The organism is Actinoplanes sp. NPDC051470, assembly GCF_040682035.1.
Classification (GTDB): domain Bacteria; phylum Actinomycetota; class Actinomycetes; order Mycobacteriales; family Micromonosporaceae; genus Actinoplanes.
In genome coordinates this window covers 67,710-83,603 of record NZ_JBFBAA010000037.1, presented here as the reverse complement: position 1 = coordinate 83,603, position 15,894 = coordinate 67,710, and the positions used below count along the sequence as shown (strand labels likewise).

Genomic DNA, 15,894 nt, shown 5'->3' with positions numbered 1-15,894 from the left:
TGGATGACCGGGACGTGACTCAGGATCTGCGCGTGCCGTGGGAGGAGGATCCCAGCGAGTTGTATGAGCACGCTCCGTGCGGATATCTGACCACCACGCCCGACGGCACCATCGTCAAGGTCAACGAGACGTTCCTCGCCTGGACCGGCTACACCCGCGCTGAGCTGGTCGGCGTCCGTCGCTTCCGCGATCTGCTGACGCCCGGCGGGCAGATCTACCACGAGAGTCACTACGCGCCGCTCCTGCGGATGCAGAACGATGTGCACGAGGTCGCCTTCGATCTGGTCTGCGCCGACGGCCGCCGGCTGCCCGCGCTGATCAACTCGATGCTCGGCCGCGACCCGGCCGGACTGCCCCGCCTGATCCGAACCATGATCTTCAACGCCACCGAACGGCGCGGGTACGAGCGGGAACTGCTGAACGCCCGCCGCATCGCCGAGGACTCCGAGCGCCGGGTGCGCGTACTCCAGACGATCGTCGCGGGCCTGGCCGCCGCGGCCACCGAGGCCGAGGTCGCCGAGGTTCTGGCCGGCGCGCCCGGTCCGGCCTTCGGCGCCACCGCGAGCAGCGTCTGGCTCACCGGCGCCGACCGCGGCGGGCTGATCGAGGTCTCGGCGGCCGACCCGGGCGTGACCGCCGGCGCGGCGGCCGAGGTGGCCCGCCGGGGCGAGCTCGAGGTGATCAGCGCGCCGGAGAAGGCCGAGGACCGGTTCGGCGGGCTGGCCGAGGCCATGCGCGACGCCGGTCGGACCCTGGCCGTGCTGCTGCCGCTGGCCACCGGCCCGGCCGACGACCAGACCGAGGTTCGCGGGGTGCTCGCGTTCAGCTTCGCCGAGCCGCGCGAGCTCAGCGAGAGCGAACTGCTGGTGATCCGGCTGCTCGGCCAGCAGGGCGGGCAGTCGCTGGACCGGGCCCGGCTGTACGACGCGGCGCGGCTGCGCGAGGCGCGGGTCACCTTCCTGGCCGGGACGACCCGCGAGATGGACGAGGAGAACCGGCTCACCGCCCGGGCCAAGCGCCTGGTCGAGCGGCTGGTGCCGGAGGTCGCCGAGTGGGCCTCGGTGCGCCTGCAGGTGGGTGGCCCGCCCGGGCTGCTCGCCGAGTCGGGCGGCCCGCCACCCGACCCCGAGCTGATCGCCGACCAGATCGCCCGGGTCACGGTCAGCGGCGAGGCGCTGTGGCCGGCTGCCGACGCCACCGAGGTGGGCACCGCGGTGCTGCCGCTGACCGCCCGCGGCCTGGTGCTGGGCACGCTGGCGCTGCGGCTCGAGGGCGCCCGCCGGACCGTGGCCGAGTCGGGTTTCCTGACCGAACTGACCTCGCGCGCCGCGCTGGCCCTGGAGAACGCCCGGCTCTACGAGCAGGAGCGGGCGGTCGCCCGTACGCTGCAGCGCAGCCTGCTCTCCGGGTCGACGCCCCGCGACTCGCGGTTCGTGGTCGAGACGCAGTACCACGCGGCGGCGCAGGGCCTGGAGGTCGGCGGCGACTGGTTCGACGCCTTCATGATCTCGCCGGACAAGCTGGCCGTCGTGGTCGGTGACGTGGTCGGCCGGGGCATCGACGCGGCCGCCACCATGGGCCAGCTGCGCAGCGCGGTCCGGGCCGTGGCCTCGGCCGACGCCGGACCGGCCAAGGTGCTGCGGAAGCTCGACCGGTTCGTCGACCGGGTGATCACCGCGAAGATGGCGACCGTCGCCTACTGCGAGATCAACCTGGCCACCAACGTGATGACGTACGCCTGCGCCGGCCACCTCCCGCCGCTGCTGCATGAGCCGGCCAGCCAGGCCCGCTACCTGATGGGCGCCCGGTCCGCGCCGCTCGGCTCGCGGGCCGGCAAGCGCGACCGGGTGGAGGAGAAGGTCAAGCTGGCCTCCGGCAGCCGCCTGCTGCTCTACACCGACGGCCTGGTCGAGCGCCGCAACCGCCCGATCGACCAGGGCCTGGACACGATGGCCCGGGAGTGGGCCCGGCGCCGGGACGCGCCCACGGCCGGGCTGGCCGCCGGGTTCGCCGACCTGATGGTGGGCACCGACCACACCGACGACGTCTGCCTGCTCTGCCTGACCCTGGGCACCGACGAGCGCCTGGAGCGTTCCATCGGCGCTGACCCGATGCAGATTGCACTGCTCCGCAAGGAGATGAAGGCCTGGCTGATCACGCACCAGGTGGACGAGGAGAGCGTCCAGGGCGTGCTGCTGGCCTGCTCGGAGGCGGTCGCCAACGCGATCGAGCACGGCTATCGGGACGACCCGTTCGGTCAGGTCGAGATCGTCGCGACGGTGTCGGGCGAGGCCGTCGAGGTGGTCGTGGCCGACCGGGGCGTGTGGCGGCCGGCCCGCTCCGACGTGTCGCGTGGGCGGGGGCTTCAACTCATCCGACAGGTGATGGATCATGTGTCGTTCGATCGGAGCGCCGGCACCGTGGTGACCATGCGGCGCACCCGGAAGGAGAACGCGTGAACCACGAGGCGGGCAAGGCGGTCGCCTACTCGCGCCGTGGACCGGTCGCCGTGGTCTCGATCACCGGCGAGATCGACCTCGCCACCGCGGCCGCGATCGGCCGGGAGATCGTCGGGTACGTGGGCGGCGAGGACCCGGTCGTGATCGACCTGACCTCGGTGTCGTTCCTGGACAGCGCCGGGGTGCGGCTGCTCGACTGGATCGTCGGCGACATGGACGATCGGGGCCGCGGCATCCGGCTGGTCGTCGGCGCGACCGGGCCGGCCCGGATGACGCTCCAGCTGTGCGCCTTCCGGGACGATCTCCTCGCCACCGATCTCGACAAGGCCGCGGCCGACCTGGGCGGGTAAGCCGCACGTCCGCCGCCCCGCCCACCACCCAAAGCCGGACTGAAGGCGGCTAGTCTGGGTCCCCATGAGCGTCGCTTCCGTCTTCCCCCAGCTCGAACTGCTGCTGCCCCGGGTCAGCAAGCCGATCCAGTACGTGGGTGGCGAGCTCGGCGCCGTCGTCAAGGACTGGGACTCCGCCAGCGTCCGCTGGGCGCTGATGTATCCCGACGCGTACGAGGTGGGCCTGCCCAACCAGGGCGTGCAGATCCTCTACGAGGTGCTCAACGAGCAGCCCGACGTGCTGGCCGAACGCACCTACGCGGTCTGGCCCGACCTCGAGGCGCTGATGAAGGAGAACGGCGTCCCGCAGTTCACCCTCGAGGCGCACCGCCCGGTTCACGCCTTCGACGTGCTGGGTGTCTCGTTCGCCACCGAGCTGGGCTACACCAACCTGCTCTCCGCGCTCGACCTCGCCCAGATCCCGATGCTGGCCGCCGACCGGGGCGACGAGTTCCCGATCGTGCTGGCCGGCGGGCACGCCAGCTTCAACCCCGAGCCGATCGCCGACTTCATCGACGCCGCCGTGCTGGGCGACGGTGAGGAAGCCGTGCTGGAGATCACCGGCATCATCCGGGAGTGGAAGGCCGAGGGCCGTCCCGGCGGGCGCGACGAGCTGCTGCTGCGTCTGGCGCGTACCGAGAGTATCTATGTCCCTCGCTTCTACGACGTCGACTACCTGCCCGACGGGCGGATCCAGCGCATCGTCCCCAACCGGCCGGACGTGCCGTTCCGGGTGCACAAGCGGACCACGATGGATCTCGACGCGTGGCCGTACCCGAAGAAGCCGCTGGTCCCGCTGGCCGAGACGGTCCACGAGCGGTACGCGGTGGAGATCTTCCGGGGCTGCACCCGCGGCTGCCGGTTCTGCCAGGCGGGCATGATCACCCGCCCGGTGCGTGAGCGCTCGATCACCACGGTGGGCCAGATGGTGAAAGAGGGCCTGGAGTTCTCCGGGTTCAACGAGGTGGGCCTGCTGTCGCTGTCCAGCGCCGACCACTCGGAGATCGGCGACATGTGCTCCGGCCTGGCCGAGCAGTACGCCGACACCAACGTCTCGCTGTCCCTGCCCTCGACCCGGGTCGACGCGTTCAACATCGACCTGGCCCAGGAGCTCTCCCGCAACGGGCGGCGCACCGGCCTCACCTTCGCCCCCGAGGGCGGCTCGGAGCGGATCCGCAAGGTCATCAACAAGATGGTGACCGAGGAGGACCTGATCCGGACGGTCGTCACGGCCTACTCCAACGGCTGGCGGCAGGTGAAGCTCTACTTCATGTGCGGCCTGCCCACCGAGACCGACGAAGATGTGCTGCAGATCGGCCGGATGGCCCACGAGGTGATCAAGGCCGGCCGGGCCGCCGCCGGCACCAAGGACATCCGCTGCACGGTCTCCATCGGCGGGTTCGTGCCCAAGCCGCACACCCCGTTCCAGTGGGCGAAGATGGAACGGCCCGAGGTGATCGACGCTCGGCTCAAGATGCTCAAGCAGGAGATCAACTCGGACCGGTCGCTGGGCCGGGCGATCGGCTACCGCTACCACGACGGCGAGCCGTCGCTGATCGAGGGCCTGCTGTCCCGCGGCGACCGGCGGGTCGGCCAGGTGATCCGCCGGGTCTGGGAGAAGGGCGGCCGGTTCGACGGCTGGTCCGAGCACTTCTCGTACGCGCGGTGGGTCGAGGCCTGCGCCGAGGTGTTGCCCGCGTTCGGCGTCGACCTCGACTGGTTCACCACCCGCGAGCGCGAGCAGCTCGAGGTTCTGCCCTGGGACCACCTCGACTCCGGTCTCGACAAGGACTGGCTCTGGCAGGACTGGCAGGACTCCATGTCCGAGTACGAGCAGGACGACTGCCGCTGGACGCCCTGCTTCGACTGCGGCGTGTGCCCGTCCATGGACACCGAGATCCAGATCGGGCCCACCGGCAAGAAGCTGCTGCCGCTGACCCCGGTGAACAGCCTCCGGGTGCCGGTCTGAGATGGCGCCCAAGAACCAGCCCGCCGGCGGTCAGGCGCCGGTGGTCCAGCGGATCCGGATCCGGTACGCCAAGCGTGGCCCGTTGCGCTTCACCTCACACCGCGACTTCGCTCGTGCGTTCGAACGGGCGTTGCGGCGTGCGGCCGTACCCATCGCCTTCTCCCAGGGTTTCCACCCCCACCCCAAGATCTCGTACGCGAGCGCGGCGCCCACCGGCGTGGCCAGCGAGGCCGAATACCTGGAGATCGCTCTCCAGGCCCCGGTCGACCCGGCCGAGCTGCGGGTCGCGCTGGACGCGGCACTGTCGCCCGGCCTGGACGTGCTCGACGCGGTGATCGCCCGTGAGGGGACCAGCCTGGCCGAGCGGATCGACGCGTCGCGGTGGCGCCTGGAGCTCCCGGGCGTGGCGACGGCCGACGCCGCGGACGCTCTGCAACGGTTCATGAGCGCTCCGGAAGTGCAGGTCGAGCGCATGACCAAGCAGGGCCGGCGGACCTTCGACGCGCGGGTGGCGGTGACTTCCGGCACCGTGATCGACGAACCTGGCGCACCTTCCGGGGAGGTCGCGTCGCCGTGTGCGATACTCGACCTTGTCGTACGGCAGGTCACGCCCGCCGTTCGACCCGATGACGTCCTGTCCGGTCTACGCGTGGTGGCCGGTCTGGAGCCGCCGGCGCCGCCTCGAGCGACCCGGCTGGCCCAGGGTTCACTCACCGCGCAGGGGAATTTCGTCGATCCGTTGGACGCGGATCGCGAGGACGTACCCATCGGAGGGCGTTAGCCGATTCGGCTGGCGTCCGTCGGAGACTTCGGTCGACTCGGCCGCCACCACGGCGGGCGGGCCCGAAAAACTTGCGGCGACCCTGCGTGGCAGCGCTCACACGCGCCCGGGGCCGCCAGAACTGGAGAGCCCATGCTCGATAACGAGCCTCAGGGTGGAAACGAGGGCGAGGTCACACCTCAGCCTGCGGAGGCCACCGAGAGCAACGCAGCCGTCACGCCCGTGAAGCGGACGAGGGCCCGGAAGAAGGCCGCCCCGGCGGCCGTGCCGCCGGAACCTCCCGCCGACGAGCCCGGCGCGGCCGTCGAGGCAGCCGCGACCGAGGCGCCGGCCCGCGTCCGCCGGACCAGGAAGAAGGCGGCGCCGGCCGTTTCCTCCTCGCCGGTCGACGAGGTGGCCGGGGTGCCGGCCGAGGCGCCGGCCACGCCGGAGGCCGAGGCGCCGCCCGCGGAGAAGCCGGTCAAGCGCACCCGGGCCCGGAAGAAGGCCGCGCCGCCGCCGGTCGAGGAGCCGGTGGCCGTCGTCGAGCCCGAGGACGAGGAAGACACCGCGATCGTCGTCCTCCCGCTGGAGGACGAGCTGGTCGAGGAGGACAAGCCGGCCCGGCCGCGGGCCGCCGCCGTGCCCGCCGCGGTGCTGTTCATCCCGCCCGACGCGCAGGTGGCGGAACTGCCCGCCCCGGCCCGTCGCAGCCGGAAGAAGGCCGTCCCGGCCGTCGTCGAGGCCGAGGTCCCGGAGCAGCCGGTGGCCGAGGACGAGCCGGTCGAGGAGGCGCCGCGCCGGAGCAGCCGTCGCCGTCGCCGCGGCGGGGCCGAGGAGGCGCCCGCCGAGACCGAGGCCCCCGCGGCCGCGGTCGTCGAGCTGCCCCCGCTGGACGAGATCGACGAGAGCGCGGACGACGTCGAGGACGAGGACTCCGCCGACGAGGGTGACGACGACGATGACTCGGCCGCCGGCCGCCGCCGTCGCCGCCGTGGCCGTCGTGGCCGGGGCCGGGGCAAGGGCCCGTCCGACGAGGGCGATGACGCCGAGCCCGCCGCGGCCGACGCCGGCGAGGCGGAGGCCGAGGGCGAGGACGACGAGGAGAGCGACGAGGGCGACGGGGTGACCCGCCGCCGCCGCCGGCGCCGGCGCAAGGGCTCCGGTGGCAGCGACGATTCGGGTGGCGTCGAGGACGGCGTGCACACCGTGGTGCGGGTCCGTGAGCCGCGCCGCAGCGACGAGGTGCAGGGCGTCTCCGGCTCGACCCGGCTCGAGGCCAAGCGCCAGCGCCGCCGGGACGGCCGCGAGCAGCGCCGGACCCGTCCGCCGATCCTCAGCGAGTCGGAGTTCCTGGCCCGCCGCGAGGCGGTCGACCGGGTGATGGTGGTGCGCCAGAAGCCCGACCGCACCCAGATCGCCGTGCTCGAGGACGGCGTCCTGGTCGAGCACTACGTGTCCCGGTCCACCTCCGGCACCATGGTCGGCAACGTGTACCTGGGCAAGGTCCAGAACGTGCTGCCCAGCATGGAGGCGGCGTTCGTGGACGTCGGCCGGGGCCGCAACGCGGTGCTCTACGCCGGCGAGGTCAACTGGGACGCCACCGGGCTGGAGGGTCGCGCCCGCTCGATCGAGCAGGCGATGCGCTCCGGCGACTCGGTGCTGGTCCAGGTGACCAAGGACCCGATCGGGCACAAGGGCGCCCGGCTGTCCAGCCACATCGCGCTGTCCGGCCGGCACCTGGTCTACGTGCCCAACGGCAACGCCTCCGGAATCAGCCGCAAGCTGCCGGACACCGAGCGCAAGCGGCTCCGCGACGTGCTGAAGAAGCTGGTGCCGGATGGCGCGGGCGTGATCGTGCGGACCGCGGCCGAGGGCGCCAGCGAGGACGAGCTGGCCCGCGACGTCAAGCGGCTGCAGGCGCAGTGGGAGGACATCCAGGCCAAGGCCGCGCAGGGGCACGCCCCGGCCGCCCTGTCCGAGGAGCCCGACCTGGTCATCCGGGTGGTCCGCGACCTCTTCAACGAGGACTTCAACGACCTCGTGGTCCAGGGCGACCAGGCCTACGGCGAGATCGAGAACTACCTGAACAGCGTCTCGCCCGACCTGGTCGAGCGGCTGCACCGGCACACCGGCGTCTCCGACGTCTTCGCCGACAAGCGGATCGACGAGCAGATCCTCAAGGGCCTGGACCGCAAGGTCTTCCTGCCCTCGGGTGGCCACCTGGTGATCGACCGCACCGAGGCGATGACGGTGGTCGACGTCAACACCGGTAAGTACACCGGCGCGGGCGGCAACCTGGAGGAGACGGTCACCCGCAACAACCTGGAGGCGGCCGAGGAGATCGTGCGTCAGCTGCGGCTGCGCGACCTCGGCGGCATCGTGGTGATCGACTTCATCGACATGGTGCTGGAGAGCAACCGCGACCTGGTGCTGCGCCGGCTGACCGAGTGCCTGGGCCGTGACCGGACCAAGCACCAGGTCACCGAGATCACCTCGCTGGGCCTGGTGCAGATGACCCGCAAGCGGATCGGCGCGGGCCTGCTGGAGGCGTTCAGCGAGACCTGCGATCACTGCAAGGGCCGCGGGGTGATGATCCACACCGAGCCGGTGCCGGAGAAGCGCTCGTCCGGCGCGGTGAACCAGGTGAAGTCGGTGGCCGCGGCGACCACGCCGGCCACGCCGACCAAGTCGTCGTCCCGGCGGCGGGGCCGGAACACCGAGCCGGCGCCGGTGGAAGAGCCGGTGGCCGAGCTCGTGGTCATCGACGAGCCGGACGACGAGCCGCTGGAGTTCGAGGTCGCGGTCGAGGCGGACGAGCCGGTGGCGCCGGTCGAGCCGGTGGCGCCGGCGGCTCCGGTCACCGGGTCGGGCATCATCGGCTCCAAGAAGGTGCTGACCACCAGCGACAACGACGACGACTACGACATGAGCGGGTACGACCTGTCCCGTTTCGAGTCGAACGGCTCGGCGGCGCCGCTGGCCGGTTCCGACGACCCGGACGCCGCGGGTGACGAGGACGAGGACGAGGACGACGAGCCGGTGGGCGCCGGCGCCGGTGGCCGGCGACGGTCGCGGCGCGGGGGAACCCGGCGGCGTACCCGCCCCTGATCGATCCGGGGATGGCGGTTCGGTAAAGAAAGTTAACTGCCGAGCCGCCATCGCCATCGACGTCGGTTACTCTCTCCCGATGCGACGCCTGCTACTCCTGCTCCCGCTGCTGTTCAGCCTGCCGATCGCCGCGTGCTCGTCGTCGCCCGACGCCGCCGCGACGACGGCGACCCCGGGCGCGATCCCGCCGCCGGCCACCGCGGCCGCCCCCAGCGGCGCCCCGGCCAAGGCGGCCGGGGGTGACGCCGCGCTGTCGAAGGACACCAAGGCCATCTGCACCCAGGCCGACAAGGTGACCGCCCAGTTCGGCGCGACCTTCACGCGGGACCTGAAGGTGCTCACCGGGGCCACCGACGCCGTCAAGGCCGAGGTCGAGCAGAAGACCAAGCGTGACGTGCAGAACTTCTCGTTCGCCCTGAAGGACCTCTCCACCCTGGCCGGCGACGCCGGGCTGAAGAAGGCCCTGGGCGAGATGAGCACCGAGGTCAAGGCGCTCAACGGCGACGTGCGCAAGCTGGACGCCGACAAGCTGGGAGAGCTCAGCGGAACGCTGGACAAGGCCTGCGGGCGGGGCTGACCCCGGTTTGGGCTCTGCCGCCTCGATGAAGTAGGCTAATCAACGGCGCTTTTCCAGGCGCCCTCTTCCTGTGCGGCCCTTGGGGTCGAGCGTTAGACGAGCACGGTAAGACGAGCACCATCCGCCAAGCAGCGCAATCGTGGGCTGCGTAAGTGTCAGGGAGTCCGCGTCCGATGTACGCGATCGTCAAGACCGGCGGCAAGCAGTACAAGGTTGCCGAGGGCGACGTGATCGAGGTCGAGAAGCTTGCTGGTGCTCCCGGCGACTCGCTGACGCTCGCTCCGCTCCTCCTCGTCGACGGTGACGATCTGGTGACCGATGCGGCCAAGCTTGCCAAGGTGACGGTGTCCGGCGAGATCGCCGAGCACACCAAGGGTCCGAAGATCCGGATCCACAAGTTCAAGAACAAGACCGGCTACCACAAGCGCCAGGGTCACCGTCAGCCGCTGACCCGCGTCAAGGTCACCGGCATCTCCACCGGGAAGTAGGGGGCGCAGTCATGGCTCACAAAAAGGGTGCTTCCAGCTCGCGGAACGGTCGCGACTCCGCCGCCCAGCGGCTCGGTGTCAAGCGTTTCGGCGGCCAGCTGGTCAACGCGGGCGAGATCCTGATCCGCCAGCGCGGCACGAAGTTCCACCCGGGCGACCTGGTCGGCCGGGGCGGCGACGACACGCTGTTCGCCCTCGCGCAGGGCAACGTGTTGTTCGGCACCAAGCGTGGCCGCAAGACGGTCAGCATCGTGCCGGTCGCGCAGTAACTTCTTTTTTCCGGCGGGCCGCGGACCTCAGGGTCCCGCGGCCCGTTTGTGTTTTCGGGCAGGAGACAACAGTGACCACCTTCGTCGACCGCGTCGTCCTTCATCTGCAGGCAGGTGACGGCGGGCACGGCTGCGTGTCCGTGAAGCGGGAGAAGTTCAAGCCGCTCGGCGGCCCGGACGGCGGCGACGGCGGCCACGGCGGCGGCATCACGCTCGAGGTCGACCCGCAGCAGCACACCCTGCTCGACTTCCACTTCCGGCCGCACGTCAAGGCGACCAACGGCGCCGGCGGGGCGGGCGCCAACCGGGACGGCGCGAACGGCGCCGACCTGGTGCTCAAGGTGCCGGACGGCACGGTCGTGATGACCACCGAGGGCGAGGTGCTGGCCGACCTGATCGGGGCGGACGCCTCCTTCGAGGTGGCCCGCGGCGGCCGCGGCGGGCGCGGCAACCACTCGCTGGCCAACACCCGGCGCAAGGTGCCGGGTTTCGCCGAGCTGGGCGAGCCGGGCGACCAGCTCGACGTGGTGCTCGAGCTGAAGAGCGTCGCCGACGTCGGCCTGGTCGGCTTCCCGTCGGCCGGCAAGTCGTCGCTGATCTCGGTGATCTCGGCGGCCAAGCCCAAGATCGCCGACTACCCGTTCACCACCCTGGTGCCCAACCTGGGCGTGGTGCAGGCCGGCGAGGAGACCTTCACGGTCGCCGACGTGCCCGGCCTGATCCCGGGCGCGGCCACCGGCAAGGGCCTGGGCATGCAGTTCCTGCGGCACATCGAGCGGACCTCGGTGCTGCTCCACGTGCTCGACTCGGCGGCGCCGGAGATCGAGCGCGACCCGCTGGCCGATCTGGACGCGATCGAGGCCGAGCTGGCCGCGTACGGCGGACTGGAGGACCGGCCGCGGATGGTCGTCCTCAACAAGATCGACATCCCGGACGGGCGGGACCTGGCCGAGATGGTCAAGCCCGACCTGGAGGCGCGCGGCTACCAGGTGTTCATGGTGAGCGCGGTGACCCGCGAGGGCCTCAAGGAACTGATCTTCGCGCTGGCCCGGGCGGTCGACGAGCACCGGCTGGCCGCGCCGCCGGCCGAGCCGTCCCGGACCGTGGTGCGGCCGCGCGCGGTCGACGAGAAGGGCTTCACCGTCGAGCAGGACGGCGAAGGCGTGTGGGTCGTCCGCGGCGTCCAGGTCGAGCGCTGGATCCGGCAGACCAACTTCGACAACGACGAGGCCGTGGGCTACCTGGCCGACCGGCTGGATCGCCTCGGGGTGGAGGCCACCCTGGCCAAGAAGGGCGCGCAGCCGGGCGACCCGGTGCGGATCGGCGCCCAGGAGTTCGACTACCAGCCCGCCGCCAGCGCCTACGTCCAGGGCCCGCGTGGCACCGACTCCCGGCTGGAGGACGAGAACCACCGGCCCAGCGCCGCCCAGCGCCTGGCCGCCCGCAAGGCACGCCGGATGCGCTCGGACGACGAGCTGCTGCACATGTCCGACGACGGCACGATCACCACGGTGGCCAACGCGACCCGACCGGTCCTGGTGGAGGGCGACGACACCGAGGGATAGATTCCCGGCCAGCTGGGCGCAACCCTGGCGAAACGGACGACGACTAGGCTTCGAGCGTGCAGATCCAGGCGCGCGAGGCGCTCGACCCCGAAGTCGCCGCCCTGGTCACGGCGCAGCAGCGAGAGCTGGCCGAGTCCGGCGACGAGTTCGTCTACCCGGCCCCTGACGTCCATTACCTGGTCGCGCTGATCGGCGGCCGGGCCGTCGCCTGCGGTGGCTGGCAGCCCCTGGAGGAGGGGGTGGCCGAGCTGAAGCGGATGTTCGTGCGGCCGTCCTACCGCGGTCAGGGCATCGCCCGGGCACTGGTCGTGGCGCTCGAGGAAGAGGCGCTGGCGGCCGGCCACACCACGGTGCGGCTGGAGACCGGCGTCTACCTCACCGGCGCGATCGCGCTCTACCGCTCGGCGGGTTACCGGCCCATCCCGGTGTACGGGGAATACGTCGGCAACCCGCTCAGCGTGTGCTTCGAGAAGCGCCTTCCGGCGTTGGTTCAATAGGCGTAGAGGCCCATGGCCGACCGGGCGCGGCGGCCAGGATGTCAGCACGTTGGTGACGCCGTGCTGTCGACACGCGCGCGAGACGAGGATATCCCGGACTTTCTACCGGCATGATTGGCGTATGCCCAGCCTGACCCGTGCCGAGGCCGCCGATCGGGCCGCGACGATCGAAGTCGAGTCGTACGAGATCGACCTGGATCTGACCGATCCGGCCGGCTCGTTCCTGTCCCGGACCGTGGTGCGGTTCGCCGCGACCCCGGGTGGCTCGACCTTCGCCGACCTGGAGCCGGCCGAGCTGATCTCGGTCACCCTGAACGGCGCCCGCGTCGACCCGGCCGGCCTGGCCGACAAGCGGCTGCCGCTGACCGGGCTGGCCGCCGCCAACGAGCTGGTGGTCGAGGCGCGGATGCGGTTCGCCAACGACGCCGAGGGGCTGCACCGCTACGTCGACCCGGGCGACAAGCGCACCTATCTCTACGCCAACCTGTTCCTGGACGGCGCCCGCAAGGTGTTCGCCTGCTTCGACCAGCCCGACCTGAAGGCGCCGTACACGCTGCGGGTCACCGCCGCGCCCGAGTGGGAGGTGGCCGCCAACGGCCGGGTCGCCTCGGCCGGGGACGGGCGCTGGGAGTTCGCGCCGACCGCGCCGCTGGCCACCTACTTCGTGTCGCTGCTGGCCGGGCCGTACCACGTGGTGCGGGACGAGCACGGTGACGTGCCGCTGGCCGTCTACGGCCGGCAGTCGCTGGGCGCGCACCTGGACGAGCAGGCGCCCGAGCTGTTCGAGATCACCAAGCAGTGCCTCGACCGGTACGCCGAGATCTTCGAGATCCCGTACCCGTTCGGGCACTACCAGCAGGCCTTCGTTCCCGAGTTCAACGCTGGAGCGATGGAGAACCCGGGACTGGTGACGTTCCGGGACGAGTTCATCTTCCAGTCGGCGGTGACCGACAGCGAACGGCAGATGCGGGCCGCCGTGATCGCGCACGAGATGGCCCACATGTGGTTCGGCGACCTGGTCACCATGAGCTGGTGGGACGACCTGTGGCTGAACGAGTCGTTCGCCGAGCACATGGGATATCGGATCACCGCCGAGGCGACCCGCTTCACCAGCGCGTGGACCAGTTTCGCGGTGGCCCGCAAGTCCTGGGGCCTGCGCGCCGACCAGCTCCCGTCGACCCATCCGGTGGCGCCGGCCCGGGTCGACGACACCGAGCTGGCGCTGCTCAACTTCGACGGCATCTCGTACGCCAAGGGCGCGTGCGTGCTCAAGCAGCTCGTCGCCTTCCTCGGTGACGACGTCTTCTTCGCCGGGGTCAACGAGCACTTCGCCGCGCACCAGTTCGGCAACGCCACGCTGGCCGACCTGCTCGGCACGCTGACCAAGGTGAGCGGCCGCGACCTGACCGGCTGGGCCGAGGCCTGGCTGCGGACGGCCGAGGTGAACACGCTGCGCACCGAGGTGACGCTGGCCGAGGACGGCACCTACGCCGAGGTGGCGGTGGTGCAGACCGCGCACGAGAAGTACCCGGTGCTGCGCCCGCACCGGATCGGGATGGGCGTGTTCGACCACCGGGCCGACGCCACCGTGACCCGCCGCCGGCTGATCGAGGTGGACATCCCGGCCGGCGCCGCGCGGACTGTGCTGCCCGAGCTGACCGGAACCCCGGCCGCCGACCTGCTGCTGCTCAACGACGGCGACCTGGCCTTCGCCAAGATCCGCCTGGACGACGCCTCGCTGGCCGCCGTGCCGATGCTCCTGCCACTGCTCGGCGACTCGCTGGCCCGCGCGGTGATCTGGGGCGCCGTCATCGACGCCGCGCGGGACGCCGAGCGGCCGGTGGCCGAGCTGGTCACCCTGGTGATGGCCGCGCTGCCGATGGAGACCGAGGTGGTGGTCATCGAGGACGTGCTCGCGATGACCCGCCGGCTGGCCGACCGCTACTCCACCCCGGAGACCCGCCCGGCCGCGCTGGAGCTGATGGCCCAGGCCTGTGACCGGCTGCTGACCGTCGCCGAGCCGGCCGGGTCGCGGCAGCTCGCCGCGGCCCGGATGCTGATCGCGTCGACCGTGGACACCGGGCGGATCCGGGGCTGGCTGAACGACGAGGGTGTGCCCGAGGGCCTGGCCGTCGACGCCGAGGTGCGCTGGTACATCCTCTACCGGCTGGTGAAGCTGGGCGCCGCCACCGAGGCGGAGATCGAGGCCGAGTTCGCCCGGGACCGCACGGCCACCGGCGAGCGGTTCGCGATGCGCTGCCGGGCCGCGCTGCCCACCCCCGAAGCGAAGGCCGCCGCGTGGCGGCGGATCGTCGACCCGGGCACCTCGGCGCGGATGGCCGAGGCGGCGGCGCTGGGCTTCTGGCAGCCCGAGCAGGCCGCGCTGACCGACGCGTACGTGGCCCGCTACTTCACCGAGATGCCGGAACTGTTCAAGGAGCGGGGCGGGTCCGGGGCCGAGCTGATCGGGACCGCGCTCTATCCGTCGCTGGCCGTGGCCGAGTCGACCCGCGCCCTGGCGGCCGGCCTGCTCGCCCGGCCCGACGTGAACGCCACGCTGCGGCGCACGGTGATCGACCAGGACGACGACATGCGCAAGGCACTACTGGCGCGTCGTTGATGAGCGTGTCTGGGTTTGCGCCCAGTTTCAACCCGTAAGCTGGCATTTGTGGTGAATGAGCGGGCGGAGCGCCTGGAGAGCCTTGGCCGGCTGGCCGGTGGTATCGCGCACGACTTCAACAACCTGCTCGGCGTGATCCTCAACTACGCGCACTTCGTGATCGAGGAGGCGTCCTCGGACAAGCCCGACCTGGCCGCGATCGCCGACGACGCGCGGCAGGTGGTCCGGGCCGGCGAGCGCGGCACCGACCTCACGCACAAGCTGCTGGCCTTCGCCCGCCGCGAGGTGGCCCGCCCGCGGGTCGTCGACTTCAACGAGGTGGTCACCGGCCTCGACGAAGCCGTGCGGGCCGAGATCAACGACCGGATCAGCCTGACCGTACGCCCGGGGCCGGATCTGCCCCCGGTGACCTGCGACCCCGGCCAGATCGAGCAGATGCTCGCCAGCCTGGCCGCGAATGCCCGCGACGCCATGCCCGACGGGGGCGAGCTGGTGATCGACACCGCGTACCAGCGGATCGGCGCCGGGCATCGCGAGCTGACCCCCGGCGAGTACGTGCGGCTCCGGGTCAGCGACTCCGGCGAGGGCATGCCGCCGGACGTGGCCGAGCGCGCGTTCGAGCCGTTCTTCAGCACCAAGAGCGGCAACACCGGGCTCGGGCTGGCCACCGTCTACGGCCTCGCCGGCCAGTCCGGCGGCGCGGTGTCGCTGACCTCAGAGCCGGGGGTCGGCACCACGGTCACCGTGCTGCTGCCGGTCGGCTCCTCCTCGCCGGTGGATCCGCTGGCCGCCGCCCAGCCACCGAGCGACGGGCACGGCGAGACGCTGCTGGTGGTCGAGGACGAGGCAGCGCTGCGCGACGTGGCCGGACGGATCCTCTCCGGCGCCGGGTACCGGGTGCTCACCGCCGACGGCGGCCGGCAGGCGCTGGAACTGGCCGCGCTCCACGAGGGCAAGATCGACCTGCTGGTCAGCGACGTGGTGATGCCCGGGATGCTGGGCAACGAGCTGGCCGAGCGGCTGACCGACGTGCGGCCCGGCACCCGGGTGCTGTTCATGTCCGGGTACGCCCAGCCGGTGCTCGCCTCGCAGGGGACGCTCGCGCCCGGGGTAGCGCTGCTGGAGAAGCCCTTCACGGCCAGTGATCTGCTCAGTGCCGTACGCAAGCGTCTCGATGGTTGATCTATTCT

Annotated in this window: 12 protein-coding genes; all 12 read left to right on the top strand. The window is 71.7% G+C overall.

Annotation, left to right across the window (positions count from 1 at the left end):
* Positions 1–14 precede the first annotated feature (14 nt).
* The 12 genes from AB0M54_RS41005 to AB0M54_RS40950 all read left to right on the top strand — a co-directional run bounded on the left by AB0M54_RS41005 (position 15) and on the right by AB0M54_RS40950 (position 15,886).
* Positions 15–2,459: a SpoIIE family protein phosphatase gene (locus AB0M54_RS41005; protein WP_364477535.1), complete on the top strand. Its 2,445-nt coding sequence runs from the start codon at positions 15–17 to the stop codon at positions 2,457–2,459.
* On the top strand, positions 2,456–2,809 hold the full coding sequence (locus AB0M54_RS41000; RefSeq protein ID WP_364320535.1) for an STAS domain-containing protein: 354 nt from the start codon (positions 2,456–2,458) through the stop codon (positions 2,807–2,809). The genes AB0M54_RS41005 and AB0M54_RS41000 overlap by 4 nt, the downstream gene beginning before the upstream one ends.
* Before the next feature lie 64 nt (positions 2,810–2,873).
* Positions 2,874–4,817, top strand: a complete 1,944-nt coding sequence (locus AB0M54_RS40995) for a TIGR03960 family B12-binding radical SAM protein (protein ID WP_364477532.1) — start codon at positions 2,874–2,876, stop codon at positions 4,815–4,817.
* 1 nt (position 4,818) lies between these two features.
* Positions 4,819–5,598: a TIGR03936 family radical SAM-associated protein gene (locus tag AB0M54_RS40990; protein WP_364320539.1), complete on the top strand. Its 780-nt coding sequence runs from the start codon at positions 4,819–4,821 to the stop codon at positions 5,596–5,598.
* Between the two features lie 132 nt (positions 5,599–5,730).
* Positions 5,731–8,688: an Rne/Rng family ribonuclease gene (locus AB0M54_RS40985; protein ID WP_364477529.1), complete on the top strand. Its 2,958-nt coding sequence runs from the start codon at positions 5,731–5,733 to the stop codon at positions 8,686–8,688.
* A 79-nt stretch (positions 8,689–8,767) separates the two neighbouring features.
* Complete coding sequence (locus AB0M54_RS40980; RefSeq protein WP_364477526.1) at positions 8,768–9,265, top strand: hypothetical protein; 498 nt, start codon at positions 8,768–8,770, stop codon at positions 9,263–9,265.
* Positions 9,266–9,438: 173 nt separating this feature from the next.
* Positions 9,439–9,753: a 50S ribosomal protein L21 gene (rplU, locus tag AB0M54_RS40975; RefSeq protein WP_364320545.1), complete on the top strand. Its 315-nt coding sequence runs from the start codon at positions 9,439–9,441 to the stop codon at positions 9,751–9,753.
* A gap of 11 nt (positions 9,754–9,764) precedes the next feature.
* The gene (gene rpmA, locus AB0M54_RS40970) at positions 9,765–10,022 is read left to right on the top strand and encodes a 50S ribosomal protein L27 (RefSeq protein WP_364320548.1); all 258 of its coding nucleotides are present in this window, start codon (positions 9,765–9,767) and stop codon (positions 10,020–10,022) included.
* Positions 10,023–10,093: 71 nt separating this feature from the next.
* Complete coding sequence (obgE, locus tag AB0M54_RS40965) at positions 10,094–11,587, top strand: GTPase ObgE (protein ID WP_364320550.1); 1,494 nt, start codon at positions 10,094–10,096, stop codon at positions 11,585–11,587.
* Positions 11,588–11,643: 56 nt separating this feature from the next.
* Complete coding sequence (locus AB0M54_RS40960) at positions 11,644–12,084, top strand: GNAT family N-acetyltransferase (RefSeq protein ID WP_364477523.1); 441 nt, start codon at positions 11,644–11,646, stop codon at positions 12,082–12,084.
* A gap of 121 nt (positions 12,085–12,205) precedes the next feature.
* Complete coding sequence (pepN, locus tag AB0M54_RS40955; RefSeq protein WP_364477520.1) at positions 12,206–14,704, top strand: aminopeptidase N; 2,499 nt, start codon at positions 12,206–12,208, stop codon at positions 14,702–14,704.
* A 51-nt stretch (positions 14,705–14,755) separates the two neighbouring features.
* Positions 14,756–15,886, top strand: a complete 1,131-nt coding sequence (locus AB0M54_RS40950) for an ATP-binding protein (RefSeq protein WP_364320555.1) — start codon at positions 14,756–14,758, stop codon at positions 15,884–15,886.
* The last annotated feature ends 8 nt before the right edge of the window (positions 15,887–15,894 follow it).